22 protein-coding genes are annotated in these 26409 nt (G+C 64.9%); 15 read left to right on the top strand and 7 right to left on the bottom strand.

Annotated features, from left to right (window positions below; genetic code table 11):
* Positions 1–161: 161 nt before the first annotated feature.
* From AC0L3B_RS22960 to AC0L3B_RS22970, 3 genes are all read left to right on the top strand, one after another.
* Positions 162–452: an FAD assembly factor SdhE gene (locus tag AC0L3B_RS22960; protein ID WP_018457934.1), complete on the top strand. Its 291-nt coding sequence runs from the start codon at positions 162–164 to the stop codon at positions 450–452.
* Positions 449–3967, top strand: a complete 3519-nt coding sequence (mfd, locus tag AC0L3B_RS22965; protein WP_018457933.1) for a transcription-repair coupling factor — start codon at positions 449–451, stop codon at positions 3965–3967. The genes AC0L3B_RS22960 and mfd overlap by 4 nt, the downstream gene beginning before the upstream one ends.
* 237 nt (positions 3968–4204) lie before the next feature.
* The gene (locus AC0L3B_RS22970; protein ID WP_018457932.1) at positions 4205–4414 is read left to right on the top strand and encodes a cold-shock protein; all 210 of its coding nucleotides are present in this window, start codon (positions 4205–4207) and stop codon (positions 4412–4414) included.
* 200 nt (positions 4415–4614) lie between these two features.
* Here AC0L3B_RS22970 and AC0L3B_RS22975 read toward each other — a convergent pair whose 3' ends face one another.
* The 3 genes from AC0L3B_RS22975 to AC0L3B_RS22985 all read right to left on the bottom strand — a co-directional run bounded on the left by AC0L3B_RS22975 (position 4615) and on the right by AC0L3B_RS22985 (position 9302).
* Positions 4615–5841, bottom strand: a complete 1227-nt coding sequence (locus tag AC0L3B_RS22975; protein WP_473381100.1) for a GGDEF domain-containing protein — start codon at positions 5839–5841, stop codon at positions 4615–4617.
* Positions 5842–5926: 85 nt separating this feature from the next.
* Positions 5927–7429, bottom strand: coding sequence for an AMP-binding protein (locus AC0L3B_RS22980; protein ID WP_473381101.1), 1503 nt, complete (start codon positions 7427–7429; stop codon positions 5927–5929).
* A gap of 4 nt (positions 7430–7433) precedes the next feature.
* Positions 7434–9302, bottom strand: coding sequence for an extracellular solute-binding protein (locus AC0L3B_RS22985; RefSeq protein ID WP_473381102.1), 1869 nt, complete (start codon positions 9300–9302; stop codon positions 7434–7436).
* A gap of 260 nt (positions 9303–9562) precedes the next feature.
* On the opposite strand from AC0L3B_RS22985, the gene AC0L3B_RS22990 reads away from it, so the two are divergent.
* Positions 9563–10387 carry an invasion associated locus B family protein gene (locus tag AC0L3B_RS22990; protein ID WP_018457928.1) on the top strand — a complete coding sequence of 275 codons (825 nt, stop codon included), beginning with the start codon at positions 9563–9565 and terminating at the stop codon, positions 10385–10387.
* Between the two features lie 77 nt (positions 10388–10464).
* Here the strand turns inward: AC0L3B_RS22990 and hspQ are convergent, their stop codons facing one another.
* Positions 10465–10794: a heat shock protein HspQ gene (gene hspQ, locus AC0L3B_RS22995; protein WP_018457927.1), complete on the bottom strand. Its 330-nt coding sequence runs from the start codon at positions 10792–10794 to the stop codon at positions 10465–10467.
* 106 nt (positions 10795–10900) lie between these two features.
* Between hspQ and AC0L3B_RS23000 the strand changes: the two genes are divergently transcribed.
* Complete coding sequence (locus AC0L3B_RS23000) at positions 10901–11854, top strand: AEC family transporter (RefSeq protein ID WP_204511255.1); 954 nt, start codon at positions 10901–10903, stop codon at positions 11852–11854.
* Between the two features lie 7 nt (positions 11855–11861).
* On the opposite strand, the gene AC0L3B_RS23005 is transcribed toward AC0L3B_RS23000, so the two are convergent.
* A complete protein-coding gene (locus tag AC0L3B_RS23005) occupies positions 11862–13046 on the bottom strand; it encodes a UbiH/UbiF family hydroxylase (protein ID WP_018457925.1) in 1185 nt (394 codons plus the stop codon).
* A gap of 87 nt (positions 13047–13133) precedes the next feature.
* Between AC0L3B_RS23005 and pcsA the strand changes: the two genes are divergently transcribed.
* The 3 genes from pcsA to AC0L3B_RS23020 all read left to right on the top strand — a co-directional run bounded on the left by pcsA (position 13134) and on the right by AC0L3B_RS23020 (position 15682).
* The gene (gene pcsA, locus AC0L3B_RS23010) at positions 13134–13901 is read left to right on the top strand and encodes a phosphatidylcholine synthase (protein ID WP_085353096.1); all 768 of its coding nucleotides are present in this window, start codon (positions 13134–13136) and stop codon (positions 13899–13901) included.
* On the top strand, positions 13898–14632 hold the full coding sequence (locus tag AC0L3B_RS23015; protein WP_018457923.1) for a TerC family protein: 735 nt from the start codon (positions 13898–13900) through the stop codon (positions 14630–14632). The genes pcsA and AC0L3B_RS23015 overlap by 4 nt, the downstream gene beginning before the upstream one ends.
* 75 nt (positions 14633–14707) lie before the next feature.
* Entirely contained in the window at positions 14708–15682 is a 975-nt protein-coding gene (locus AC0L3B_RS23020; RefSeq protein WP_018457922.1) for a quinone oxidoreductase family protein, read from the top strand.
* Between the two features lie 120 nt (positions 15683–15802).
* Here AC0L3B_RS23020 and AC0L3B_RS23025 read toward each other — a convergent pair whose 3' ends face one another.
* Positions 15803–16999, bottom strand: coding sequence for an acetylornithine transaminase (locus AC0L3B_RS23025; protein WP_085384082.1), 1197 nt, complete (start codon positions 16997–16999; stop codon positions 15803–15805).
* A 403-nt stretch (positions 17000–17402) separates the two neighbouring features.
* On the opposite strand from AC0L3B_RS23025, the gene AC0L3B_RS23030 reads away from it, so the two are divergent.
* The 3 genes from AC0L3B_RS23030 (at position 17403) to AC0L3B_RS23040 (ending at position 19289) form a co-directional block, all read left to right on the top strand.
* The gene (locus AC0L3B_RS23030; protein WP_473381103.1) at positions 17403–18350 is read left to right on the top strand and encodes a hypothetical protein; all 948 of its coding nucleotides are present in this window, start codon (positions 17403–17405) and stop codon (positions 18348–18350) included.
* A gap of 155 nt (positions 18351–18505) precedes the next feature.
* Positions 18506–18937 carry a MerR family transcriptional regulator gene (locus AC0L3B_RS23035; RefSeq protein WP_085353092.1) on the top strand — a complete coding sequence of 144 codons (432 nt, stop codon included), beginning with the start codon at positions 18506–18508 and terminating at the stop codon, positions 18935–18937.
* Positions 18870–19289, top strand: coding sequence for a carboxymuconolactone decarboxylase family protein (locus tag AC0L3B_RS23040; RefSeq protein ID WP_026233462.1), 420 nt, complete (start codon positions 18870–18872; stop codon positions 19287–19289). Before AC0L3B_RS23035 ends, AC0L3B_RS23040 begins: the two co-directional genes overlap by 68 nt.
* A gap of 90 nt (positions 19290–19379) precedes the next feature.
* Here AC0L3B_RS23040 and rimO read toward each other — a convergent pair whose 3' ends face one another.
* Complete coding sequence (gene rimO, locus AC0L3B_RS23045) at positions 19380–20705, bottom strand: 30S ribosomal protein S12 methylthiotransferase RimO (RefSeq protein ID WP_018457917.1); 1326 nt, start codon at positions 20703–20705, stop codon at positions 19380–19382.
* A gap of 111 nt (positions 20706–20816) precedes the next feature.
* On the opposite strand from rimO, the gene AC0L3B_RS23050 reads away from it, so the two are divergent.
* The 4 genes from AC0L3B_RS23050 to AC0L3B_RS23065 all read left to right on the top strand — a co-directional run bounded on the left by AC0L3B_RS23050 (position 20817) and on the right by AC0L3B_RS23065 (position 26284).
* Positions 20817–21407: an ANTAR domain-containing response regulator gene (locus AC0L3B_RS23050; protein ID WP_007590901.1), complete on the top strand. Its 591-nt coding sequence runs from the start codon at positions 20817–20819 to the stop codon at positions 21405–21407.
* On the top strand, positions 21404–22567 hold the full coding sequence (locus AC0L3B_RS23055; RefSeq protein ID WP_018457916.1) for a CmpA/NrtA family ABC transporter substrate-binding protein: 1164 nt from the start codon (positions 21404–21406) through the stop codon (positions 22565–22567). Before AC0L3B_RS23050 ends, AC0L3B_RS23055 begins: the two co-directional genes overlap by 4 nt.
* 331 nt (positions 22568–22898) lie before the next feature.
* Positions 22899–24680, top strand: a complete 1782-nt coding sequence (locus tag AC0L3B_RS23060) for a NirA family protein (RefSeq protein ID WP_018457915.1) — start codon at positions 22899–22901, stop codon at positions 24678–24680.
* A complete protein-coding gene (locus tag AC0L3B_RS23065) occupies positions 24677–26284 on the top strand; it encodes a sulfite reductase subunit alpha (protein ID WP_018457914.1) in 1608 nt (535 codons plus the stop codon). The genes AC0L3B_RS23060 and AC0L3B_RS23065 overlap by 4 nt, the downstream gene beginning before the upstream one ends.
* The last annotated feature ends 125 nt before the right edge of the window (positions 26285–26409 follow it).

Here is a 26409-nt window from a genome sequence, read left to right on the forward strand (position 1 = left end):
CGCTCGTCATGCCCGGCTTTATGCCCGGCATCCACGTGTTTTTTCGTGCCCCTGCGGGGCAGCGGGCCATGACAAATCGAGGGCTGACAGGGCTCGCCCGAGTGGCTATATCACCCCGGCCCGGCACGTCCGGGCTTTTGGCGTTTGACTGGATTTGAGACATGACGGGAACGACACGATCGAGCAACGGGCTGGACGACCGCCGCAAGCGGCTTCTGTTCCGCTGCTGGCACCGCGGCACGCGCGAGATGGACCTGATCCTCGGCCGGTTCGCGGATGCCGAGATCGGCAATCTGTCCGATGACGAGCTGACGCAGCTCGAGACCCTGCTCGAAGAGGCCGATCCCGACCTCTATGCCGCCATCACCGGCGACAAGGTGCTTGCCGCCGACGTCATCGGCCCGCTGTTTGCGCGCATCAAGGGGTTTCCGATCGCGGACCGCGACGTATGAAGCAGGGGATGAAATCGCCGGCCGAGCTGCTCACGCCCGGCCGCGCGCTCACGCTTGCCAATGTTGCCGAGGGTGCCGAGGGCCTCGTCATCTCTGATCTCGCGCGCGCCATCGCGGCGCGGCCGAAGAAGCCGGCTGTCAGCCTCGCGGTGATCTGTCGCGACGGGCCGCGGATGCAGCAGCTCGAACGTGCCCTGCAATTCTTCGCGCCCGATTTGCCCGTGCTGACCTTCCCGGCCTGGGACTGCCAGCCCTATGACCGCGTCTCGCCGCATGGTGGCGTCCTCGCGCAGCGCCTGACGACGCTGGCGCGGCTGGCGTCACTGACCGGTAGCGACAAGCCGCTGATCGTGCTGACCACGGTGAACGCCGTGGTACAGCGCGTGCCGGCGCGCGAGCTCGTCGCGGCGCAGGCGCTGTCGGTCGCGCCCGGCAACGTCGTGCCGATGGATACCATCATCGCCTGGCTCGAGCACAACGGCTACAACCGCTCCTCGACCGTGCGCGAGCCCGGCGAATACGCGGTGCGCGGCGGCATTCTGGACCTGTTTCCGGCCGGCCTGGACCAGCCCGTCCGTTTCGATTTCTTCGGCGACAGCCTGGAATCGATCCGCACCTTCGATGCCGAGACCCAGCGCACGCTGCTCGACATGCGCGCGCTCGATCTCGTGCCGATCTCCGAATTCCAGCTCGTCACCGAGACCATCCGCCGCTTTCGCATGGGCTACGTCGCCGAGTTCGGCGCGCCCGAGCGCGACGATGCGCTCTACGAGGCCGTCAGCGAGGGCCGCCGCCATCCCGGCATGGAGCATTGGCTGCCGCTGTTCCAGGACCGGATGGACACGCTGTTCGACTATCTGCAAGGAGCTTGCGTCGCGATCGAGCCGCAGGCCGAGGACGCCATCCGCGAGCGTTTCAAGCAGATCCTCGATTATTACCAGGCCCGCCGCGACGCCATGGAGCATCCGGGCGGCGGTGCCATCTACAAGCCGCTGCCGCCTGACAGGCTCTATTTGACCGAGGAGGAGTGGGGCAAGCGTGAGAGCGGGATGCCGTTGGTGCGGCTGACCCAGTTTTCGGTGCCCGCTGATGGTACCAGCGTGGTCGATGCCGGCGCGCGCAAGGGACGAGACTTCGCCCCGGAGCGCAACGATAACAAGATCAATGTCTTCGAAGCCGTCGTCGCACATGTGCATGGGCTACTGACAAACCGCAAGAAGGTGGTCATCGCGCTCTGGACGGAGGGCTCGCGCGACCGCATGACCTCGATGCTGCGCGATCACAAGCTCACCCCCGTGACCAGCGTCAACAGCTGGCGCACGGTGCAGGCGACCCCGCGCAACGAGACCATGCTGGCCGTGCTCGGCCTCGAAAGCGGATTCGAGACCGACGAGATCGCTGTCATCAGCGAGCAGGATATCCTTGGCGATCGCCTGGTCCGACCGCGCAAGGCGAGCCGCAAGCTCGACAATTTCATCTCGGAGGTGACGAGCCTCGCCGCCGGCGATATCGTGGTCCATGTCGATCACGGCATCGGCCGCTTCATCGGCCTGCAGACGCTGGACGTCGCCGGCGCGCCCCATGACTGCCTCGAGCTGCATTATGCCGCCGAGACCAAGCTGTTCCTGCCGGTCGAGAACATCGAGCTGCTGTCGCGCTATGGCTCCGACCAGACCACGGTCGAACTTGATCGTCTCGGCGGTTCGGGCTGGCAGACGCGCAAGGCCAAGCTCAAGAACCGCATCCGTGAGATCGCGGGCGAGCTGATCAAGATCGCCGCCGAGCGCCACCTCCATGAGGCGCCGAAGCTGCCGGTGCAGCCGGGCCTCTACGACGAGTTCTGCGCGCGCTTCCCCTATGACGAGACCGAGGATCAGCTTGGTGCGATCGAGTCCACGCTGAAGGACCTCGAGCTCGGCCGTCCCATGGACCGGCTGATCTGCGGCGACGTCGGCTTCGGCAAGACCGAGGTGGCGCTGCGCGCCGCCTTCGCGGTGGCGCTCGAAGGCAAGCAGGTCGCGGTCGTGGTGCCGACCACGCTGCTCGCCCGTCAGCATCACAAGACGTTCACCGACCGTTTCAAGGGTTTCCCGGTCCAGGTCGCCCAGGCCTCCCGGCTGGTGCCCGCCAAGCAGCTCAATCTGGTCAAGAAGGGCCTCGCCGACGGCTCGGTCGACATCGTCGTCGGCACCCATGCGCTGCTCAGCAAGTCGATCAAGTTCCGGGATCTCGGCCTGCTGATCGTCGACGAGGAGCAGCATTTCGGCGTGACCCACAAGGAGCGGCTGAAGCAGCTCCGCGCCGAGGTGCACGTGCTGACGCTGTCGGCCACGCCGATTCCACGCACACTTCAATTGGCGCTCACCGGCGTGCGCGAGCTCTCGATCATTGCCTCGCCCCCGGTCGACCGCCTCGCGGTCCGCACCTTCGTCGCCCCGCACGACCCCTTGATGATCCGCGAGGCGCTGCTGCGCGAGCGCTATCGCGGCGGCCAGGCGTTCTACGTGGTGCCGCGCATCGACGACCTCGCCGAGGTCAGGGATTTCCTCGACAAGAACGTGCCGGAGATGAAGGTTGCGGTTGCGCACGGGCAGATGCCGCCCGCCGTGATCGAGGATATCATGACGGCGTTCTACGACGGCAAGTTCGATATCCTGCTGTCGACCACGATCGTGGAATCCGGCCTCGACATCCCCAACGCCAACACGCTGATCGTGCATCGCGCCGACATGTTCGGCCTTGCCCAACTGTATCAGCTCCGCGGCCGCGTCGGCCGGTCCAAGCTGCGGGCCTATGCGCTGTTCACGCTGCCGGCGCAGCAGAAGATCACGGCGCAGGCCGAGCGCCGGCTCACCGTGCTGCAATCGCTGGAGACGCTGGGCGCGGGCTTCCAGCTCGCCTCGCACGATCTCGACATCCGCGGCGCGGGCAATATCCTGGGCGAGCAGCAGTCCGGCCATATCAAGGAGGTCGGCTTCGAGCTCTATCAATCGATGCTGGAGGAGGCGATCGTCAACCTCAAGGCTGGCGTGTCCGAGCCCGCGGCCGACCGCTGGTCGCCGACGATCACCATCGGCATGCCCGTGCTGATTCCGGAGGATTATGTCGGCGATCTCTCGGTGCGGCTGTCACTCTACCGCCGGCTCGCCGACCTCGACAGCGAGGAGGAGATCGAGAACTTCGGCGCCGAGATGCGCGACCGGTTCGGCGTGTTGCCGGACGAGGTGCGCTATTTGTTCAAGGTCGCCGCGATCAAGGCGTTCTGCCGCCAAGCCAATGTCGGCAAGATCGATGCCGGTCCGAAGGGCGCCGTCATCGCCTTCCGCGACAATTCCTTCGCCCATCCCGACCGGCTGGTGAGCTTCATCCGCAGCCACGGCCAGGCCGCGAAGGTGCGGCCCGACATGAAGGTGGTGTTCCTGCAGGACTGGGAGACGCCGGAAGAGCGTCTTGCCGGCACCACCGAGATCATGCGCCAGCTGGCGCAGCTCGCGCAGAGCAAGAAGGCGGCGTAGAGGTTTCCGGAGGCGGCGCGAAACGACGCGCCGCACTCGGATCCCCGAACAGCGACATATGATCACTTGCGCAATGATCGAACAGTTGCTAGGTTCAGTCTATCGAGTTTCGGCCGAACGACTTGGCCTCGCCGCTGAAAAGCGCGCCTGACTGACGACCCTCCCTCCAGATCTCGACGACACCCACCGCGCTTCTGAGCGCGGCTAAACGTTTATCTATCTTAAAGGACGATCCCCATGACGACGGGAACTGTGAAGTGGTTTAACAGCCAAAAGGGCTTCGGATTCATTCAGCCGGACGAGGGCAGCCAGGATGTCTTCGTTCACATCAGCGCCGTTGAACGCGCCGGCATGAATACCCTCAACGAAGGGCAGAAGGTTTCTTTTGAAATCGTTGCAGATCGCAAGACCGGCAAGTCTGCTGCTGAAGATCTGCGCGCCGCATAGGCTGCCGCAATCCCAATGACGTTGCTTTGACCACGGATGTACTGGCAGAGCTTCGGATTTTGACCCGCGACCGTTTACCGGCCGCGGGTTTTTTGCGCCAGCGGCCGGCCCTCGCGAATGAGAATGCGAACGGTGCGTTTCGCGTAAAGCTTCCACATGTGAGCAGTCGAGCTCCGACGGCAGCGAGCGCTCGCGGATGATTACGACGCCGCCCGCGATGCCTCGGCCGACAGCCGCCCAAGCAGCGACCTTGCCGTATCCGAGGGCGACAGCGAATCCACCGAAACGACGGGATCGCTGCGCATCTCGTGCTTGCCGTTCGACGTGTGCCGCATCACCGCGGAGAGGCGGCGGGCGATCATGTGCGCAGTGCGGAAGTCGGTCTCCGCGAACACGACGACGACCGAGCCGTCCTTCTGCGCCACGCCAAAATCCATCTGCCGCATCAGCCGGCTGAGAATGCGCGCGGCATCGAGCTGGGCTCGGGAATTGCCGGGATCGAAGGCGAAGCGTGCGACCGAGAGGCCGCCGCCGCGGGCCAGCGTCTGCTCGACCGCCTTGGCAAAATCGCGCGCAAAAGCTTCCGCCGTGAGCAGGCCGCTGCGCGGGTCGAGCCAGCCGCCGGCATCGATCGAGCGCAGCGTACGGCTCAGCTGGGCTTCCATGGCGTGCTGGCGGATCAGGGGCAGCGCGTTGGCGGCGACCTTCGCCGGCTCGCCCGGGATCAGCTCGAGATTGGGCAGGTCGTAAGTCTGCGTGAGCTGATGCGCAGTGACGACCACGGGCAGGCTGCGGAAGCGGGTGTCCTCGGCAAGCACCGTGAGAAAGGCATCGGTCACGCGGGGGGTAAAACCTTCGGCGAGCACGACGCCGTCGAGGTCGCGGGTGTTGAGATGCTTGGCCGCTGCCTCGATCGAGAGCGCCCCGATCACGCCGACGCGCTCGCCGAGCGCGACGGAAAGCGCGGGGTAAGCCGCGCCGCGGCCGATCAGAAGCACCGTGGCATCGCGAACGGGATCAGCCTCCGGCAGCGCGACTTTGACCTCCGGCAGCCGGCGCAGCACCGTGGCATGGAGCGTGCGAATCCGTAGAGCGGCGCGAAGCCGCGCGATCAGGCGTTCGGAATGGCCGGCGCGCGAGGAAGAGAAGGGCAGGACGTTGTGCGGGAGCGCGCCCGCCGCATCCAATGCCACGAAGGGAAGGTAAGGGGATTGCTCTGCGATCTTGCTGGCGAGCGGCGCCAGATGCGGCTCGTGCCCGGCATGCATCGCGGCGAGAACCGCGGCCGGCTGTACCTCTTCGACCGCGCGCGCAGCGCCGGCCCAGCCGGTGTCGATCACGGGAAAGAATCGCGCCTCGTCCAGCGCCGCAAGGAAGGTCGGCCGCTCGCCATTGGACACAAACAGGATCGGGCCGGCCTGGGACATCGAGAAACTCTGGTCACGCAACAGGTGCTGCGCAATCTAGTCCGGCCGCCTTAATGCAGCGTCAATGGAACAGTCGAAACTCCGCTTAGACCGGCCCGGAACGGTCGCGAAAAGCTTCGACCATCAGGGGGTTAAGCCCGAGTTCGCTGAGCGCCTCGCGGGCGCGGGCATTGTCCTGAGCCCGGCCCGCGAGCCGGTGACCGGAGAGTCGGTCAGGCAGCGCGGTCAGCAGGGCGCCCTGGCCGAGCCGGCGCGCCCATTCCTGCAGGTCGTTGGAGAGGAAGCGGTAGCCGCCGACGGCCATGATCCCGGAGGGCGGCGCGGTGATACAGATCGCGCCGCTGGGACGATCGAGCCGCGCGGCGTAGCCGGTGTCGACATAGTCGCGTGGCGGCTGCGCGATCAGGCTGTCGCCGGCCGGCGGCGGCGGAGCGTAGGCCGCGATCGGCACCATCGGGCCGCGCAGGCCGAGCGTGCCCTTCGGCGTCAGCAGAATCTCGCCGGCGATCGACGAACCCGACTGCTCGCGCGGCGCGCCGTGCGGTCCCGGCATCACCGGCACCGGCATGCCGTCCTCGCCACGCCGGGCGCCGAACAATCCGGCCTCGCCGAACAGATAGACGTCCGTGAAAGGCGCATGCGGCGCAATCCATGCCTCGCTCGCCGACACCTGCTCGGGGGCGCGCCACAGGCCGATGACGTTGCGCAAGCTCGGCATCCGCGCCGCCAGCTCGGAATCGCCGAGCCGCTGGGCGAACTGTGCCGGTGCGATCAGCACGTCGCATTCGTGCGCATTGATCTGCTGCTCCAGCACGTCGTTCTCGAAGGGGTGATGCAGCGCCAGCGTGCCGCCGCACAGCAGCCACACCGCGAGCGAGGAGGCGAGCCCTGCGAACGACATCGGCGTGAACGCCGCCATCACGGTTGCGCCTTGCCTGATGTCGGCTTCCAGCGACATCGCGAGCCCCCCGGCGATCAGGCTGAAATGCGGCCGCGGCACCGGACGAAAGCCTTCCGCGGTGACGTCGAAGGAGATCATCGCCGCCTTGCGGCCATCCTGAATCACGGCGCGCGCTGTGCCGGGCGGACGGGCCTGCACGTCGTCGAGCGAGGCCATGCCTTCGGGCAGGTTGGTGCCGAAGCCGCAGACATGGCGAATCGAGAAGGCTTCCGCGGCCGCGTGCATGGCGAGATCGGCATAGCTGACGCCGTCGACCGTGCTCATGGTGACGATGGCGCGCGCCGCGGTACGATTGAGAGCGGCGGTCAGTTCGGCATGGCGCCAGAGCAGCGGCAGCACGGCGACGACAAGACCGGCGCGATGGGCGGCGAGAACGGTGAGCACGAACTCGACCGTATTCGGCAGTTGGATGGCGATGACGGAATTGGCCGGCAGGCCTGATTCGACGAAATAGGCGGACAGCGCCTCGATGGCGGTGTCAGCCTCGGCATAGCTCATCCGCCGCGGCTCGTGCCCGGTCACGCGGAACTTGTTCAGGGGGTCGAGCAGAGCGGTCGCGTGCGGCTGCCGCATCAGCGTGCGCTGAAACAGTGTGTCGAGCGTCGGCGATACGGCTGGCTGGTTCACGGCGTCACTTTGCTTGATGAGCTTGCGGCTGCCCCTTCGACCACCAGGTCTCCAGCAAATAGCCGGACAGCGAGGTGGCCTCTGGCCGTTCTATCCGATTCCAGCGCGCGATCCATTGCTCGGATACGTTAAACAGGGGGATTGTATAGAAACCGGAGATCAAAGCGCGGTCGAGCGCCCGCACCGCGGATACGAAATCCGTGTGTTCACGGGCTTCCAGCAGTGCGGCGATCATCGCATCGACCGCGGGATCCCGGGCCCCCATGTAGTTGCGGGTGCCCGGACTGTCGGCGGCAGCGCTCCCCCAGTAGAAATATTGCTCGTTGCCGGGCGACAGGGACTGGTCCCAGCGGTTCTGGATCATGTCGAATTCGTAGGCGAGCCGGCGCTGGTCGAACTGCACGGGATCGACCGATCGCACGCTGGGCTCGATGCCGGCGCGCCTGAGGTCGCGCTGAAAGGCAAGCGCGACGCGTTCCTGGTCGCGGGTCGTGACCAGGATCTCGAAGGTGAAGGGCGCCTTGGTCGCACGGTTGCGCAGCACGGTGCCGTCGAGATCGTAGCCGGCCTCCGACAACAGCTTCAGCGCCGCGCGCAGCGTGGTCCGGTCGCGGCCCGAACCGTCGGTCACCGGCAGGCGGTAGCTGCCGTCCATGATGTCAGGCGGGATCTGCGCGGCGAACGGCTTGAGCAACTCGCGCTCGCGCGCATCCGCAGGCTTGCCATACGCTGAGAGGTCCGAGCCGGCAAAATAGCCGGCGACGCGCGAGTAGAGGTTGAAGAAGTAGTTGCGGTTCACCAGCTCGAAATCGAACAGCAGCGTCAAGGCCTGGCGCACGCGGATGTCGGCGAATATGGGACGCCTCGTGTTGAACACCAGAAATTCGGAAGGTTGCGGCACGCCCGGCTTGAAGGTGTCGCGGATCACGTCGCCATTCTTCGCCGCGGGAAAGTCGTAGCCGTCGTGCCAGCGCAGCGGCTCGTGCTCGATGCGGAAATCATAGAGGCCGCGCTTGAAAGCTTCGAACTGGCCGTTGGCCTCGCGAAAATAGTCGAGCCTGATCTCCTCGAAATTGTAGAGCCCGCGATTGATGGCGAGGTCACGGCCCCAATAGTCGGGATTGCGGGTGAGCGTCACGCTGGCACCGGGCCTCACGGCGGTGACGCGATAGGGGCCGGAGCCGACCGGGCCCGACAGCGTCGTCTCCTCGAAAGCCGCGACGTCGACCGCATGTTTCGGCAGGATCGGCATCAGGCCGAGGATCAGCGGCAGTTCGCGGTCATTGGCTCCCGCAAGGTCGAAGCGGACGGTGAGGGGATCCGGCGCCTCGGCCCTTGCCACCTTGCCGTAATATTGCCGGTGGTTTGGGCGGCCGTGGTCGCGCAGCAACTGCCAGGAGAACAGCACGTCCTCGGCGCGGACCGGCTTGCCGTCGGAGAAGCGCGCGCGGGGATCGATGTGGAACGTGACAAAGCTCCGCTCGTCATCGGTCTCGACCGATCTGGCGAGCAGTCCGTAGAGCGTGAACGGCTCGTCATTGCCGCGCGCGAGCAGACTCTCGACCACGTAGTTCCGGACCGGCTGAACGGCCAGTCCCTTGACGATGAAGGGATTGAGGCTGTCGAAGGTGCCGAGAACGCCCCAGGTCAGCCGGCCGCCCTTGGGGGCGTCAGGGTTGACGTAAGGCATGTGGGTGAAACCGGCAGGCATCGCCGGCTTGCCGTGCATGGCGATGGCGTGGGCTTCCTCGGCCTCTGCGCCGCTGGCCGGAAGCCCCAAGGAAAACGGGAGCCCCAAGGCGAACGCCAGGACACAGAGGCGGACGCAAAGACCTTCAGGACGGCCCTCGAGAAGGCGCTGGAACATGAACATGTGGACACGTTGATTCGAGGACCGCAGGCCTGAATCCTATCACAGGGATTTTCCCGGGGGCGCACGCCGACGCGCGGTCAAAGGCGCTTGTCGGCATTGATCTTTTCGTCGGCCACGTTAAGAAGGCACGCAATCGCGCAAGAGCGCCGAGCCCGTCACTTATCTGCCTCATTTGACGGGGAGAGAGCCGCGCCCAACGCGGCCAGGCTCGGTGCGTCGAAGCGGTTCGGGCACTTCCCGTTCAGAAAGGGTTTTCCGCAATGAATTTCCGTTACTTGGCCGCGTCCGTCCGGCCGCGCGGGCGACTTCTCGCCTTGTTGACGGCGACGGCGTTGGCCGTCCCGTTTGCCGCCGAGGCCCAGGCTCCCGCGCCAGCTCCGGGCACGCCCGCGCCCAAGGCGACCCCGAAGGCCGCTCCGAAGGCTGCCCCCAAGGCTCCGGCGCCGGCCGCTCAGGCACCGGCCCAGCCGGCACCCGCCCAGGGCGCTCCGGCGCAGGGCGCTCCAGCGCAGCAGGGCGCGGCCCAGCCGGCCGATCAGCAAATCCAGCTGATCTACGCCCCCTGGACCAAGTTCTGCCTCAAGGGCCAGGACGCCAATGCCAAGCAGGTCTGCTTCACCGGCAAGGACGGCCGTATCGAGTCGGGCCAGCCGGTCATCGCGGCCGTCATCATCGAGCCAGAAGGCGAGCCGAAAAAGATCCTGCGCGTGACGCTGCCGCTCGGCATGCAGTTGGTGCACGGCACCCGCATCATCGTGGACAACAATCCGCCGTTGCAGAGCCCGTATGTGATCTGCTTCCAGAACGGCTGCATGTCCGACTACGAAGCCACGCCCGAGTTCATCAACAACATGAAGAAGGGCCAGAACCTGGTTGTTCAGGCGATCAATGCCAACGGCGCACCGCTGACGCTGCCGCTGCCGCTCGCCGGCGAATTCCAGAAGGCCTATGACGGCCCGCCGACCGATCCGAAGGTGTTCGAGGAAACCCAGAGGAAGCTGCAGGAAGAGCTCCAGAAGAAGGCTGAAGAGCTGCAGAAGAAGCAGCAGCAAGCGCCTGGCGCCGCTCCGGCCGGACAGAAGTAATCAGGGATCAATCCCGCACATGAAAAAGGCGCTCGGTTCGAGCGCCTTTTTTGCTGGCCAGTTGATGGCTTCGAAACTCAGTTCAGCGAAGGATTGCGCGGGCGATAGCCGGTCTTGTCCTTGACGAAGATCTCGGCGACCTGGGAATGCCGGACCGGCTCGCCGGAATCGTCCGGCACGAGATTCTGCTCGGAGACATAGGCGACGTATTCCGACTCCGAGTTCTCCGCGAGCAGGTGATAGAACGGCTGGTCCTTGTGGGGCCGCACCTCCTCGGGGATCGACAGCCACCACTCTTCGGTGTTGTTGAATTCCGGATCGATGTCGAAGATCACGCCCCGGAACGAGAAGATCCGGTGGCGCACGACCTGTCCGATCTGGAATTTGGCGGTCCGCGCTTTAATCATTCCCCGTCGATAGACCAGGATTGTGGCCGATGCTAGTGCCCTGATCTGGAATTAACCCGCGGTTGCGGGGCAGATAGGCCCCCAATCTTCAGAAAACACTTCATCAATGGTCGATATCCTCAATCTAGCTCTACCATATTTCGGCTTGATCTTCGTTGGATTCGCCTGTGGCAAGGTCAAATCCCTGCCGGAATCGGGCCTCGCCTGGATGAACTTCTTCCTGCTCTATGTGTCGCTGCCGGCGCTGCTGTTTGCGATCATGTCGAAGACGCCGTTTTCGGAATTGAACAACCCGCCGTTCCTGGTCGCGACCACCCTGTCGACCGTTGCGGCGTTCACACTCGCGCTGGTCGTCGGCAAGGTTTTGGGCGGGCTGACGCTGCGCGAGGCGACGCTCGCCGGGCTCTCCGGCGGCTACGGCAATATCGGCTACATGGGACCGGGGCTGGCGCTCGCCGTGCTCGGGCCGAAGGCCTCCGCGCCGACTGCGCTGATCTTCTGCTGCGACAGCATCTTCCTGTTCACGATCGTGCCGTTGCTGATCGAGCTCTCCGACCGCGATCATCCCTCGATCGTGCATGCCTTCGGCGTCGTGCTGAAGCAGATCGTGCTCAACCCGCTGATCATGTCGGCCTGCTTTGGCGCGGCCTTCGCATCGCTGCATATCGAGATGCCCGTCGCACTCGATCGCACCATCACCTTCCTCCAGAACGCAGCCGCTCCGACCGCGCTGTTCGTGCTCGGCGTGACCGTGGCGCTCCGCCCGTTCGATCGGGTCCCGTGGGAAGTGCCGGGCGTGATCGCGATCAAGCTCCTGATCCATCCGCTTGCAGCTTTCGGCCTGATGCTGGCGCTCGGCCCGTTTGCGCAGCCCTGGGCCGCGACCGCCGTGCTGATGGCCTCGCTGCCGCCGGCGCTAAACGTGTTCGTCATCGCCCGGCAGAACGACGCCTGGATCGAGTCTGCCTCCGTCGCGGTGCTGCTCGGGACGTTTGCGTCCGTGGTCACGCTGACCAGCGTGATGTGGGCGATCCAGACTGGCCGGCTGGCGTTTCCTTGAGCGGCGGTTACTTCCGCCAAGTCGGCGTGAGCCCCTCGCGCATCGCAAAACGCCGGAGCGGGCCGATCGCGCCGAGCAGGTGCATGCCGACCGCGCGGACGGGCTGGAGTGGCAGGAAATCGTTGAGCAGCGAGCGGTTGGCGATGTCGATCGCAAAGGTCCGGCTCAGGATGTCCGGACGCCGCGCCCGGTCATAACGCTTGAGCACGTCTGCTGCGCCGGGATCTTGGCCTGATGCGATGGCCTCGCCTGCAAGCCTCGCAATGTCGGCGGCATCGCGGAGGCCGAGATTGAGACCCTGGGCGCCGATCGGGGGAACCACATGGGCGGCTTCGCCGACCAGCGCAATGCGGTCGCCGCCGAAGGATTTGGGACGTTCGATCGCCAGCGGGAACAGATGGCGGCCCGGCTCCACCGTCATGCGCCCGAGGATCGAATGCGACTGCTTCTCGATCGCGGCGGACAATTCCTCATCGCTCAGGCCGCGAAGCCGCTCGGCGTCCGCAGGCGCCGAGACCCAGACGACGCTGGAACGATCGCCGGGCAGGGGCACGAACACGCAAGGACCATGCGGGGTGTGGAACTCGGTCGAGACGTTGCGGTGGGGCCGCGCGTGCCCGACGTTGAAAGTCAGTGCCGTCTGGGTCAGCTCGCGCCGCGTCACCGCGATGCCGGAGGCTTCGCGGCACAGCGAATGCCGGCCGTCGGCCCCGACCACGAGGCGGGCCGAGAGAAATTGCGCAGCGGCCGTGCGGATCGCGACGTCATCGGCTTCGATGACGACAGTTTCGGCCTCGTCGTCGAAACGGACGACATCGGGCAGTTCGGCCGCGCGCGCTTCCAGCGCCAGCATCAGCGAGCGGTTGTCGATGTTGTAGCCGAAGGCATCGAGGCCGATTTCGTGGCAGGAGAACCGGACCTCCGGCGCACGAAACAGCCGGCCGGTGTCGTCGACGAGCCGCATGATTTCGAGCGCGGCCGCCTTGTCCTTGCAGCGCGGCCAGACGTCGAGGCTCTCCAGCAGATCGACGGAGGCACCGAGTAGCGCCGTGGTTCGATTGTCGGCATAAGGCATGCGACGCGCCACCAGCGCGGTCCGTGCGCCCGCCTGCGCCAATGCGATGGCGGCGCTCAGTCCCGCCGGTCCGCCGCCGATCACGGCCGCGTCAAAGAGTGTCGATGCATCTGTCATGGAACGACATTGGACATGCCCCGCGGCAAATTCAAGCCCACTCATATTTCCCTGATTTTATGACGAATTGTGCGACCAGGCGCCGCAATGGCTTATGTGCAAACCGGTGTCATTCTGATAGCAGAAGTCATGGACAGCCAAGAGGATTCCCTGAAGCCCAGGCCCGCGATCCGCGCCGCTGCCTTCTCGGTGCACATCTTCACCGCGTTCGGTGCGGCGATCGCGCTGCTGGCGATGCTTGAGGCCGTGCGTGAGCACTGGGCGGCGATGTTTCAATGGCTGGGCGTCGCCCTCATCATCGACGCGATCGATGGGCCGATCGCGCGCCGGCTCAACGTCAAGGACGTGCAGCCGAACTGGTCGGGCGACGTGCTCGACCTCGTGGTCGATTTCGTCACTTACGTCTTCGTGCCGGCCTATGCGATCGTGGCCAGCGGCTTGCTGCTGCCGGTCGCAGCTCCCCTGCTCGGCGTCGCCATCATCGTCACCAGCGCATTATATTTCGCCGATCTGCGCATGAAAGCGGACGACAATCATTTCCGCGGTTTTCCGGCGCTGTGGAATGCGGCGGCGTTCTATCTGTTTCTGCTGCACTGGCCGCCGCTGCTCTCGACGCTGCTAGTAGCGGCCCTGGTGGTGCTGACCTTCGTGCCGTTCCACGTGCTGCATCCGGTGCGCGTCGTGCGGCTGCGCTGGCTGACGATGTCGCTGATCGCCATCTGGGCTCTGCTCTCCTTCTACACGCTGCAGATGGACTTTCGCGTCGGCACCGGTGTGACTGTCGCGCTCTGCGCGATCGCGCTCTGGATCAGCTTCAGCGACGCATTGATACGGCTGACAAGATCCTTCGCATGATGCACCTGTTGACCAGCCCCGAAGCCTGGGCCGCGCTCCTCACCTTGACCGCGCTCGAGATCGTGCTCGGCATCGACAACGTCATCTTCCTGTCGGTGATCGTCTCGCGCATTCCCGAGAAGCAGGCGCACCGCGCCCGCCAGATCGGGCTCGCGCTGGCGCTGATCTTCCGCATCATCCTGCTCAGCCTCCTGGTCTGGCTGATCGGCCTGACCGCGCCGGTGTTTTCGTTTTCCGGTTACGGCTTCTCCTGGCGCGACCTCATCCTGATCGGCGGCGGTCTGTTCCTGATTGCGAAGGCGACGCACGAGATTCATGGCGAGGTCGAAGCCGATGACGGCGAGGGCGGCGAGAAGTCACCTCGTAACGCTTTCTTCTGGGTCATCGTCCAGATCGTGATCATCGACATCGTGTTCTCGCTGGACTCGATCATCACGGCGATCGGCATGGCGCAGGACCTCGAAATCATGATCGCGGCCGTCGTGATCGCCTGTCTCATCATGTACATTTCGGCCGGACCGGTGTCGCGGTTCGTCGCGGAGCATCCGACCACGAAAATGCTGGCTCTGGCCTTCCTGGTGCTGATCGGCGTCGCGCTGGTTGCGGACGGATTCCAATTCCACATCCCGCGCGGCTACATCTATTTCGCGATTGCGTTCTCGGCAGCGGTCGAGTTTTTCAACGTGCTAGCGAAACGCAACCGCAGGAAGACCGGCAAGCCGTCGGTCTAGGCGTTCCAGCCCGCGTCGAGTTGACAAGGCGGGCGCGATGTCTTTCGCTGGCCCGCGAGAAAAGGAGGTCAGGTGATGACCAAAGCCGTCCGTGTGCACAAGGTCGGAGGCCCCGAAGCCCTGGTCTATGAGAGCGTCGATGTTCCGGCGCCCGGGCCCGGCGAGGTGCGCATCGTCCAGCATGCCGTCGGCCTGAACTTCATCGACGTCTATTACCGCACCGGCCTCTACAAGGCGCCGGGGCTGCCCTTCATCGCCGGCAACGAAGCCTCGGGCGAGGTCGTCGCGGTCGGGCCGGGCGTGACGAATTTCCATCCCGGCGACCGCGTCGCCTACTACCACAATCTCGGCGCCTATACCGGCGAGCGCAACATCCCCTGGGAGCGGCTGGTCAAGCTGCCCGACCACATCACCCACGAGCAGGGCGCCGTGCTGATGCTGAAGGGGCTGACGGTGTGGTATCTCCTGCACAAGACCTTCAAGGTCGAGCCGCATCATCGCGTGCTGATCCACGCCGCGGCCGGCGGCATCGGCCTGCTTGCCTGCCAATGGGCGAGGGCAATGGGTGCCCACGTCATCGGCACCGTCGGCTCGCGCGAGAAGGCTGCGCTTGCCGAGGCCAATGGCTGCGACCATGTGATCCTCTACAACGAGGAAGACTTCGTTGCGCGCGTCAAACAGATCAGCCGCAACGAGGGCTGCGACGTGGTTTATGACGGTGTCGGCAAGGCGACGTTCCCAGGCTCGCTGTCCTGCCTGAAGCCGCGCGGGATGTTCGTCTCCTTCGGCAATGCCTCAGGCCCGGTGCCGCCGTTCTCGATCGCCGAGCTCAACACCCACGGCTCGCTGTTTGCGACCCGGCCCAAGCTCAACGACTATATCGGAACGCGCAAGGAGTTGCTGGAAGGCGCTGACACGCTGTTCGCCGCCGTCATTAACGGCAAGCTCCACGTGCCGATCAACCATGCCTACGCGCTCAAAGACGCCGCCAAGGCGCATATCGATCTCGAGAGTCGCAAGACCACGGGCGCGTCGATCTTGAAGCCGTAGAGAACGTCTTGCCGAAGTCGTCATGCCCGGGCTTGTCCCGGGCATCCACGTTGTTCGTGCCGCGCCTCAAGGCGTACATGGCCGGGACAAGCCGGCCATGACGGAGAGAGAGCGAGCCGTCTACGCCACTCGCCGTGCCGCGCCGGCTCTGGTCAAGATACCGTCGAGACAATCGATCATCTCGGCGATCTCGGCCCGCGTGACGTTCAGCGCCGGCATGAAGCGCAACGTGTCGACCTGCGGCGCGTTGAGGAGGACGCCGGCCTCGAACGCCTGCGCGACGATGCCGGGCGCGATCGGCAGCTTGAGGTCGAGCGCGAGCAGGAGCCCGCGACCTCGCACTTCCCCGAGCCCATGCCGCGCCGAGACCTTCTGCAGCTCGCTTTCGAGCAGCAGCCCGGTTTCGGTCGCCGTCTTCAGGAACTCCGGCTTGCTGACCTCGTCGAGCACCGCAAGCCCCGCCGCGCACATGATCGGGTTGCCGTTGAACGTGCCGCCCTGGTCGCCGTGCTCGAAGCAGGCCGCGCGTTCGGTCGCGAGCAGCGCCGCGAGCGGCACGCCGCCGCCGATGCCCTTGCCGAGCGTCATGATGTCGGGCGCGATGCCGGTGTGCTCGTAGTGGAAGAGCTTGCCGGTCCGGCCCATCCCGGTCTGGATCTCGTCGAAGATCAGGAGGAGGCCGTGCGCGTCGGTGAGGGCGCGCAACTCCTGCAAGAACTGATCGGTCGCCGGCCATACGCCTGATTCCCCCTGGATCGGCTCGATCATCACGGCGACGGAGTTGTCGTTGATCAGCTTTTCGACCGAGGCGATGTCGTTGAGCTTCGCCTTCTTGAAGCCGGCGACCTTTGGCTCGAACAGCGGCTCAAAGGCCTTCTTGCCCGAGGCCGACATCGTCGCCAAGGTGCGGCCGTGAAAGCCGCCTTCGAAGCTGATGATCTCGTACGCGCCACCTCGATGCAGGCTGCCATATTTGCGCGCGAGCTTGATCGCGCCCTCGTTGGCTTCCGCGCCGGAATTGGCAAAGAACACCTGGTCGAACGCGCTGTCTGCAACCAGCGCCTGCGCGAGCTTCAGGCTTGGCTCGTTGTAGAAGGCGGGGCTTGGCGTCAGCAGCCGCTTGGCCTGCACGGCAAGCGCGTTGGCGATCGCGGGCGGGGAGTGGCCGAGGCAGTTGACCGCCCAGCCCTGTACGAAATCGAGATAGCGCTTGCGGCTGTCGTCCCAGAGGTAGGAGCCGGCGCCGCGAACGAACACGGCCTTGGGCCGAGCGGTGATGTCCATCAACGCGTCATACGGATGGGTGGCGGTGGTCATGTCGAACTCCTCTGGAGGCGGGTGGAAAAGGGGGCGCGAAAAGCAAGAAGGCCGCACCTTGCGGGTGCGGCCTTCTCGAAAACCTACGCTGAATTCAGTGCTTCAGCGGCGTCGTCGGACATGGCGCACCCTCTCATCGTCGCGGAAGCGACGGCGGAGCATTTCGGTGCGCTGATGGGTCCGAGCGTTGATCATGGGGCGCGGCAATACATGCGAATGGCCGGGCTTGTCAAGCGCCGCCTTGCAGACCACACGCCCAGCGTGCATGGGGCAGGAGAGAGATGCGCGCCGGGAAACCATTACGTCTCTAGCGCGTTTGTGATCAGCGAACGCGAATTGGCTCGAACCGAACGCCTGACGGTTCGGACCAAGAGGGGCGGGACCAACCAGATAGTTTTAAGCCTTGTCCGACACGCCTTATTCGATCGACCTCGACAGCATTCGCGGCGCGTTTCCGCCAGGCATGGAGGCGCCGCCGCTGTTACTGGATTTTGCCGGCTGGCTGAAGGGACGGCCCTGGGGCAGTGTCGGGTGTTTCTCGCTGCAGGGCCAGTTTTCGGATCAGGCGCCTATTGTTGACGGCAGTCCCTTGCGCGACAGGTTTTCGCTGTTCATGCGGCTGCCGGATGGCTCGGCTGTTGGCGGCTGGTACGGCGCGGGTCTTGACCGCGACAATCCGCCGATCGTGGGGCTTGGCTCCGAGGGCGATTACGAGCTGCTGGCGCCGAGCCTCGATGGCCTGCTCGCGAAACTGACGTCGCAACAATTCGACAACGCTTGGAGCGATCTGAAGCCGCACGACGAAGTCAAATGTCAGACGGTCGAGCTCGCGCAATGGCTCACCGGACGGCTGGGCAGGGATATGGCGGCGTCCGATGACGATCCGTCGGAGCTGCCCGACTTTCGCGGCTTCATGGAAAGATGGAGCCGGGGTCGCGAAGACTATTGGGCCAATCATCGCCTGATGGCCGAGCTCGGCTGGCGCCTGGCCGCGCATCTCCCCAAGGGCAAGAACGCCTGGGACAAGACGCATTTCGAGGTCGCGATCGTCGGCAAGCAGTACGAGGCGCGCGTCCTCTCGCGCGGGCCGCAGCCGTTCGAGGAAGCCGCCTCGATCGAATCCCTGCTGCGCGATCTGCGTGAGGAGATGCGCCGCGCACAGCCCGAGCTCGGGCTGTGGTACGCCATGAAATTCGATCTCTATGCCGACGGCCGCGTCATGCCGAACTTCGAATATGATGTGCGCCCGACCATCGAGGGCGAGCCCGCGAAGCTGTCGGAGGCGCAAGCCGATCTTGCCCGCGCCCCGCGCCCGGAGCGCTGGGTGCCGAAATGGCTGGCGGAATCTTGAAGCTGGGCATCCAGCGATGCCGCCGCCCAGCCGGCGCCGAAATCTTCCGCTGTCGCGTCATCATGACCTCGCGGGAACGGCACCTTCGATCCCCCTTGACTTAGAGCGCGCTCGAAGGGGTATCTGTACGTGCGTCAGTACGAGAACGGGCACACATGAAGATCGGCGACCTCGCAAAACGGACCGGCCTGTCGACACACACGCTGCGCTACTATGAGCGCATCGGGCTGCTGCCATACGCCGACCGGGATCGCTCCGGCCAGCGCGACTTTGACGCATCGATCCTCACATGGATCGAATTTCTCGGTCGGCTCAAGACCACGGGAATGCCGATCCGGGGCATGTTGCGTTATGCGGCGCTTCGGGATGAAGGCGAAGCCACCGGGCCAGCCCGGCGGCAGATGCTGGAAGTCCACCGGGAACAGGTGCGCACGCAAATTGCCGAACTCCAGGAATGCCTGCTCGTCCTTGATACCAAGATCGCCGGCTATGCCAGCGACGAACAGAGGACGAAGGAAAATGACGCACGCCCAAACACAAGACGAAAGCCGCTTCGATCGCGGCCAGCGGGCCCTGTCGCGCATTGACGGCAGTGCCGGCGAAAAGGTCGTCGCCTCACTCGCCGACATAGCTCCGGATTTCGCACGATACGTGATCGAGTTTCCGTTCGGCGACATTTACTGCCGCCCGGACCTCGGCCTGCGCGATCGAGAGATCGCCACGATCGCCGCGCTGACGGCGCTCGGAAATGCCGCGCCTCAGCTCAAAGTGCATCTCGAGGCGGGTCTGAACGTCGGCCTGTCTCGCGACGAGATCGTGGAGATCATGATGCAGATGGCCGTCTATGCGGGCTTCCCGGCGGCGCTGAACGGGCTGTTCGCAGCCAAGGAAGTGTTCGCCGCACGCGACGAACAGCAGGCGTCGGGAGAAGCGACATGACCTCGTAGTTCGGGCACGCCCAGCCTGAACGCCGGCTGGTGGAAAATGCCTAAGGCGCGCCGGTCTTGCCGGCGTGCCGCGACCGGAATCTCAGAATCCCGCGACGCTGCCGTGGAGGTCGTACTGGTCCGCGCGCTCGATCTTGGCGGTGACGATCTCGCCGACGCGCAAGGGGCGGCGGCTCGACAGGTAGACGGCGCCGTCGATCTCGGGCGCATCGGCCTTGGAGCGGCCCCTTGCGACGGTCGGGCCGACCTCGTCGATGATGATCTGCTGGCGCGTGCCGACCTTGCGCTTCAGCCTGCGCGCAGAGATTTTCTGCTGGCGCGCCATCAGTGCATTGTAGCGCTCCTGCTTGATCTCTTCCGGCACGGGGTTCTCGATCGCATTCGCCGTGGCGCCGGCGACCGGCTCGTACTTGAAGCAGCCGAGCCGATCGATCTCGGCTTCGTCCAGCCAGTCGAGGAGATAGGCAAAGTCCGCATCGGTCTCGCCGGGGAAGCCGACGATGAAGGTCGAGCGCAAAGCGAGATCAGGACATTGCTCGCGCCAGCGCTTGATGCGCGCCAGCGTCTTGTCCTGCGCCGCCGGGCGCTTCATGGCCTTCAGTACTTCGGGGCTCGCATGCTGGAACGGGATGTCGAGATAGGGCAGCACCTTGCCCTCGTTCATCAGCGCGATGACCTCGTCGACATGCGGGTAGGGGTAGACATATTGCAGCCGGACCCAGGCGCCGAGCTCGCCGAGCTCGCGCGCGAGGTCGATGAATTTGGCGCGGACCTGGCGATCCTTCCACGGGCTCTCGGCGTATTTCAGATCGACGCCATAGGCCGAAGTGTCCTGCGAGATCACCAGCAGCTCTTTCACGCCGGCGTCGACCAGGCGCTCGGCCTCGCGCAGCACGTCGTTGGCCGGTCGCGAGACCAGGTCGCCGCGCAGCTTCGGGATGATGCAGAAGGTGCAGCGGTTGTTGCAGCCCTCGGAGATTTTCAGATAGGCATAGTGCCGCGGCGTCAGCTTGATGCCTTGCGGCGGCACCAGATCGAGATGCGGATTGTGGGCGGGCGGCAGCGCGCGATGCACGGCGTCCAGCACGCTCTCATATTGCTGCGGGCCGGTGATGGAGAGCACGCCGGGATAGGCCTGCTCGATCTGCTCGGGTTCCGCCCCCATGCAACCGGTCACGATCACCTTGCCGTTCTCGGCCATGGCCTCGCCGATCGCCGAGAGCGATTCCTGCTTGGCGCTGTCGAGGAAGCCGCAGGTGTTGACGATGACGATGTCGGCCCCGTCATGCTTGCGGGCGAGCTCGTAGCCCTCGGCGCGCAGACGCGTGATGATGCGCTCGGAATCCACCAAAGCCTTGGGGCACCCGAGCGACACGAAGCTGACCTTCGGCGCAGCCGTCTGATCCATATCCAAATCTGCCTGATTGACAGGGTTGAGCTAGTCCCAATTGCCCATAATTACAACCCTTTGCATGGCTCGCGGGCATGCTATGGATGAATCACTGGTGGTGAGTGAGCAATGAGCGCCGAACAGTCGCCCAAAATCGTGATCGTCGACGAAAGCCCGATCCGGGCTGCGATCCTCGAAGAAGGGTTGCGGGAGGCCGGATTTACGCAGATCGTCCATATCCGCGAGATGCAGAGCCTGCTCGCCCGGATTTATGCGGTCGATCCCGACATCATCCTGATCGATCTGGAAAACCCCAGCCGCGACGTGCTGGAAGCGATGTTCCAGGTCAGCCGCGCCGTGAAGCGGCCGATCGCGATGTTCGTCGACCAGAGCGATTCATCCTCGATCCAGGCCTCGGTCGAGGCGGGGGTCTCCGCCTATATCGTCGACGGGCTGAGGAAGGAGCGCATCAAGCCGATCCTCGACCTCTGCGTGTCGCGCTTCAATGCCTTCGCAAAACTCCAGGAGGAACTGGAGCGTACCAAGTCGCAGCTCGAGGATCGCAAGGTCATCGAGAAGGCCAAGGGCATCCTGATGAAGGTGAAAGGCCTCACCGAGGACGAGGCCTATGTGCTGCTGCGCTCCACTGCGATGCGCGAGAAGAAGAAAATCGGCGAGATCGCCCAGTCGATCATCACCGCGTCGGAGATGCTGAAATGACCGCTCCCCTCCGCATCGGGTTCATTCCGCTGGTCGATGCCGCAGCGCTGATCGTTGCCGTCGACAAGGGATTTGCCGCGGCTGAAGGGCTCGAGGTCGAACTGGTCCGCGAGGTCTCCTGGTCCAACGTCCGCGACAAGCTCAATATCGGCTTGTTCGACGCCGCGCATCTGCTCGCTCCCGTCGCGATTGCGTCCTCGCTCGGGCTCGGCCACGTCAAGGTGCCGATCGCGGCGCCCTTCAATCTCGGCATCAACGGCAACGCGATCACGGTCTCGCCGGCGCTTCATACCGCGCTGATGGAGGAGATCGACGGCGACCGCTTCGATCCGCTCGCCACGGCAAAAGCGTTGGCGCGCGTGGTCACCAAGCGGCGCAAGGCTGGGGCCGATCCGTTGACCTTCGGCATGACCTTCCCGTTCTCGACCCACAATTATCAATTGCGGTTCTGGATGGCGGCGGCCGGCGTCGATCCCGACGAGGACGTGCGGCTGGTCGTGCTGCCGCCGCCCTATATGGTCGACAGTCTTGCCAATGGGCATGTCGATGCGTTCTGCGTCGGTGCGCCCTGGAATTCGATCGCGGTCGATCTCGGGATCGGCCACATCCTGCATTTCGTCTCCGACATCCTGGCCCATGCGGCCGAGAAGGTGCTGGCGCTCCGCCAGGTCTGGGCTGACAAGAATCCCGACGTGGTAGCCAGCCTGGTGCGCGCGGCGGTGAAAGCCGCCGAGTTCATCGAGCATCCCGAAAACCGGACCGAAGCGGCGCAGATCCTGGCGCAGCCGGAGCGGATCGGCGTCGATGCCGAAGTCATCCAGCGCACCCTCACGGGGCGCCTCAAGATTTCGCCGGACGGCACCTTTCGCGAGAGCGGCAGCTACCTCCTGGTGGGACGCGAGGAAGCAGGGCGCCCCGATCCGGTCCAGGCCGCCTGGCTCTATGCGCAGATGGTGCGCTGGGGGCAGACGACGCTGACGCCCGACGGCGTCAAGACGGCGATGGCCGTGTTCAGGCCCGATCTCTACGACGGCGCCCTCGGGCGCCGGCCGCCCGCCCAAGCCCCCGCGGCATTCGGCGCATTCGCCGGCCCCGCCTTCGATCCCGCCAATATTCGGGGGCATCTCGAGGCCTTCGAGGTGGGCCGCTGGAAGGTGTGATTCGGGTCTGCATCGTTTTTGAGCGCTGGAGATCCGAGTCTAAATTTTAGGCCGACTGCTCGAATTTCATAAGAGTTCCGGAGCCCAGAGTTCCCCGGCGCGCTCTTAATTACCTGATACCTCACACATTTTCATTTCATCGAAGCTGGCACGCAACTTGAATGTTGCAGTGCGGCCAGCCTGTCACAGATGCCTGCTGCGCCAGTCCCCAGCAACGAAGCTGATCGGACCGCTGGGTGCACAGCCGGCTCTCGAGCCAGCCGAGCTCCTCGTGGGTCGTGCACTTTCCGTCGAAACCACTCAGGTGGCCGCAGGAGCTTCGTTACTGACCATGAAACTCGACACCGTCTCAGTCGACTTTACCGACGACCAGAAACGCTACCTTGAAGGCTTCACGACCGGTCTGCAGATCAGCCGGGTCGGTCGCGGTCTCGGCGGCGGCGCCGGCAAGGCGAACGCCGAGCCGACCGGTCCCGATGCCGTGCACATCAAGGCGCAGGACAAGGTGATCGCCGCGGGCAAGAAGCTCGCCGACCAGGAGAAGGTCAAGCGCGACGAGCATCCCTTCGATGCCTATCCGCGTCTCCGCCAGCAGGCGCTCGACAATACGCCGCCGAGCCCGGCGGATAATTTCCGCTGGCGCTATTACGGCATCTTCTACGTCGCGCCGACGCAGGACTCCTACATGTGCCGTCTGCGCATTCCGAACGGCATCATGAAGCACTGGCAACTGTCCGGCCTTGCCGACCTCGCCGATGAAACCTGCGGGCCCTACAGCCACGTCACGACGCGTGCCAATCTCCAGCTTCGCGAGATCCCGCCGAAGAACGCCGTGAAGCTGATCGAGGGCATACAGGATCTCGGCCTGTGCTCGCGCGGCTCCGGCGCCGACAACATCCGCAACGTGACGGGAACGCCGACGGCGGGCATCGATCCGCAGGAGCTGATCGACACGCGGCCTTATGCGCGCGAGTGGCACTACCACATCCTGAACGATCGCTCGTTGTATGGCTTGCCGCGCAAGTTCAACGTCGCCTTCGACGGCGCCGGCAAGATCGCGGTGCTCGAGGAGACCAACGACATCGCCTTCACGGCGTATGAGGTGAAGGATGGGTTCGGCGTCGAACCCGGGATCTGGTTCCGCCTCGGCCTCGGCGGCATCACCGGCCACAAGGACTTTGCGAAATATTCCGGCATCGTCGTCAAGCCTGAAGACGCTACCGCCGTTGCCGACGCCATCGTGCGCGTCTTCATCGAGCACGGCGACCGCACCAACCGCAACAAGGCGCGGTTGAAATACGTGCTCGACGCCATGGGCCATGACGGCTTTCTCAAGCTGGTCGAAGAGCGGCTGAAGACGCCGTTCACGCGCGTGACGGAAGAGGCGTTTGCGCCGCGGCCGGCCGCGGACCGCATGGCGCATATCGGCGTGCACAAGCAGAAGCAGGACGGCTTGAACTGGATCGGCGTGTCGCTGACGCTCGGCAAGATCAGCTGCGATCAGATGCGGGGTCTCGCCAAGGTGGCGCTGGACCTCGGTGACGGCGAGATCCGTCTGACCGTCTGGCAGAACCTGCTGATATCAGGGGTGCGTGACGAGAATGTCGAGCTTGCCGTTGCGGCGATCAAGCAGATCGGGCTCGCGGCCGAGGCCTCGCACATCCGCGCCGGCCTGATCGCCTGCACCGGCAATGCCGGTTGCCGCTTTGCCGCCTCCAACACCAAGCGTCACGCCGCCGAGATCGGCGAATGGTGCGAGCCGCGCGTCGAGATGGACAAGCCGGTCAACATCCACGTCACCGGCTGCCACCATTCCTGTGCCCAGCACTACATCAGCGACATCGGTCTGATCGGGGCGCGCGTGCCTGTCAACGAGGAGGACACGGTGGAGGGCTATCATCTCTTCACCGGCGGCGGGTTCGGTCCTGACGCCGACGTCGGTCAGGAGGTCTATCACGACCTCAAGGCCGAGGACGCGCCGAAGACGGTCGAAGGGCTGCTCAAGGCCTATATCGCCCATCGCTCGTCTCCTGACGAAACCTTCCTGTCCTTTGCGCGCCGCCACGACGGCGAGACGCTGCGCAAGCTTGCCGATGCCGAGGTGTCCTCATGAACCAGATTAGCCCTCCACCCAAACTCGACATTATTCCCACGAGCGCCCCGTTCTCCGACGCGCAACGCTCCTGGCTGAACGGCTTCTTTGCCGGGCTGCTGTCGCCTGAGGCGGCCACGCCGCTGTCGGCGGAGCAGGGCGCCGCGGTCATGCAGGCTGGTGACGGTGACGACGGTGAAGCGCCGTGGCACGACCAGACCATGCCGATCGCCGATCGGATGAAGCTCGCCGAAGGCCGTCCCGTGCGGCGCAAGATGATGGCGGCGATGGCGCAGCAGGATTGCGGGCAGTGCGGCTACAATTGCCACGACTATTCGGAGGCGATCGCGAGCCGCAGTGAAGCGCGCCTCAACCTCTGCGTCCCCGGTGGCAAGGAAACCGCACGGATGCTGAAGTCGTTGCACGAAGAGCTGGACAAGGCGCCGGCGGCAAAGCCGGCTGACAAGCAAGACGCGGTGGCGGCCCCCGCCGTGACCGTGACGATCGCCGAGCCCGGCCGCTCGCGGGACAACCCCGTTGCGGCGACCTTCCTGTCGCGCCGTCTTCTCAACAAGGGAAAGTCCGAGAAGGAAACCTATCACGTCGAGTTCGATCTCTCCGAGAGCAAACTCGACTACGTCGTCGGTGACAGTTTTGGCGTGTTCGCGCGGAACGAGCTCGGCCTCGTCGACCAGGTCATCGCGTTGCTCGGTGCCTCCCACACCACGAAGGTCAACGGCAAGACGCTGCGCGAGGTGCTGATCGACGACGTCTCGTTGTCGCCGGCGCCCGACACGCTATTCGAACTGCTCTCCTTCATCACCGGCGGCGCGCAGCGCGAGAAGGCGCGGGCGCTGGCACAGGGCGAGGATCCCGATGGCGATGCCGCAACGCTCGACGTCATGGCGGCGCTGCAGAAGTTCTCGGGCACGCGGCCGCATCCCGAAGCCTTCGTGGAGGCGCTCGAGCCGCTGCAGCCGCGGCTCTATTCGATCTCGTCCTCGCACAATGCGACGCCTGGAAAGCTGTCGCTGACGGTCGATTCCGTGCGCTACGTGATCGGCAAACGCAAGCGCATCGGCGTTGCCTCGACCTTCCTCGGCGAGCGCATCGCTGAGGGCGAGAAGCTCAAGGTCTATGTGCAGAAGGCGCACAATTTCGGCCTGCCGCAGGATCCGAAGACGCCGATCATCATGATCGGCCCCGGCACCGGCATTGCGCCGTTCCGCGCCTTCCTGTTCGACCGCAAGGCGACCGGTGCGCCTGGCAAGAACTGGCTGTTCTTCGGCCATCAGCGCAGCGATTGCGACTTCTTCTACCAGGAGGAGCTCAACGCGATGAAGACCTCGGGCCTGCTCACGCGTATGTCGCTGGCCTGGTCGCGCGACGGCGAGAAGAAGTTCTATGTGCAGGACCGCATGCGCGAGGTCGGCCGCGAGGTGTGGACGTGGCTCGCCGAGGGGGCGCATTTCTACATCTGCGGCGATGCCAAACGCATGGCCAAGGACGTCGAGCGTGCACTGGTCGATATCGTCGCCCAATTCGGGGCGCGTTCGACCGACGAAGCCGTCAGTTTTGTCGCAGAACTCAAGAAGACGGGCCGCTTCCAGGCTGACGTCTACTAGTTGTCATCCTACGGTCATCCGAGCCGGTTCCAACTGGCTCGGATTTGAGCGAATAAGATTCTCGGAAGTGGCGGGCGAGGAGAATTTGCTCCTGCGATGCGGGGTTTTCAGAGAACCCGCATCGC

It is taken from the genome of Bradyrhizobium sp. Kon56, from assembly GCF_055807635.1.

Coding starts and splice junctions, on each gene's coding strand:
- AC0L3B_RS22960 (WP_018457934.1), top strand. CDS start 162: ATGACGGGAACGACACGATCGAGCAACGGGCTGGACGACCGCCGCAAG.
- mfd (WP_018457933.1), top strand. CDS start 449: ATGAAGCAGGGGATGAAATCGCCGGCCGAGCTGCTCACGCCCGGCCGC.
- AC0L3B_RS22970 (WP_018457932.1), top strand. CDS start 4,205: ATGACGACGGGAACTGTGAAGTGGTTTAACAGCCAAAAGGGCTTCGGA.
- AC0L3B_RS22975 (WP_473381100.1), bottom strand. CDS start 5,841: ATGTCCCAGGCCGGCCCGATCCTGTTTGTGTCCAATGGCGAGCGGCCG.
- AC0L3B_RS22985 (WP_473381102.1), bottom strand. CDS start 9,302: ATGTTCATGTTCCAGCGCCTTCTCGAGGGCCGTCCTGAAGGTCTTTGC.
- AC0L3B_RS22990 (WP_018457928.1), top strand. CDS start 9,563: ATGAATTTCCGTTACTTGGCCGCGTCCGTCCGGCCGCGCGGGCGACTT.
- hspQ (WP_018457927.1), bottom strand. CDS start 10,794: ATGATTAAAGCGCGGACCGCCAAATTCCAGATCGGACAGGTCGTGCGC.
- AC0L3B_RS23000 (WP_204511255.1), top strand. CDS start 10,901: ATGGTCGATATCCTCAATCTAGCTCTACCATATTTCGGCTTGATCTTC.
- AC0L3B_RS23005 (WP_018457925.1), bottom strand. CDS start 13,046: ATGACAGATGCATCGACACTCTTTGACGCGGCCGTGATCGGCGGCGGA.
- pcsA (WP_085353096.1), top strand. CDS start 13,134: ATGGCTTATGTGCAAACCGGTGTCATTCTGATAGCAGAAGTCATGGAC.
- AC0L3B_RS23015 (WP_018457923.1), top strand. CDS start 13,898: ATGATGCACCTGTTGACCAGCCCCGAAGCCTGGGCCGCGCTCCTCACC.
- AC0L3B_RS23020 (WP_018457922.1), top strand. CDS start 14,708: ATGACCAAAGCCGTCCGTGTGCACAAGGTCGGAGGCCCCGAAGCCCTG.
- AC0L3B_RS23025 (WP_085384082.1), bottom strand. CDS start 16,999: ATGACCACCGCCACCCATCCGTATGACGCGTTGATGGACATCACCGCT.
- AC0L3B_RS23035 (WP_085353092.1), top strand. CDS start 18,506: ATGAAGATCGGCGACCTCGCAAAACGGACCGGCCTGTCGACACACACG.
- AC0L3B_RS23040 (WP_026233462.1), top strand. CDS start 18,870: ATGACGCACGCCCAAACACAAGACGAAAGCCGCTTCGATCGCGGCCAG.
- rimO (WP_018457917.1), bottom strand. CDS start 20,705: ATGGATCAGACGGCTGCGCCGAAGGTCAGCTTCGTGTCGCTCGGGTGC.
- AC0L3B_RS23050 (WP_007590901.1), top strand. CDS start 20,817: ATGAGCGCCGAACAGTCGCCCAAAATCGTGATCGTCGACGAAAGCCCG.
- AC0L3B_RS23055 (WP_018457916.1), top strand. CDS start 21,404: ATGACCGCTCCCCTCCGCATCGGGTTCATTCCGCTGGTCGATGCCGCA.
- AC0L3B_RS23060 (WP_018457915.1), top strand. CDS start 22,899: ATGAAACTCGACACCGTCTCAGTCGACTTTACCGACGACCAGAAACGC.
- AC0L3B_RS23065 (WP_018457914.1), top strand. CDS start 24,677: ATGAACCAGATTAGCCCTCCACCCAAACTCGACATTATTCCCACGAGC.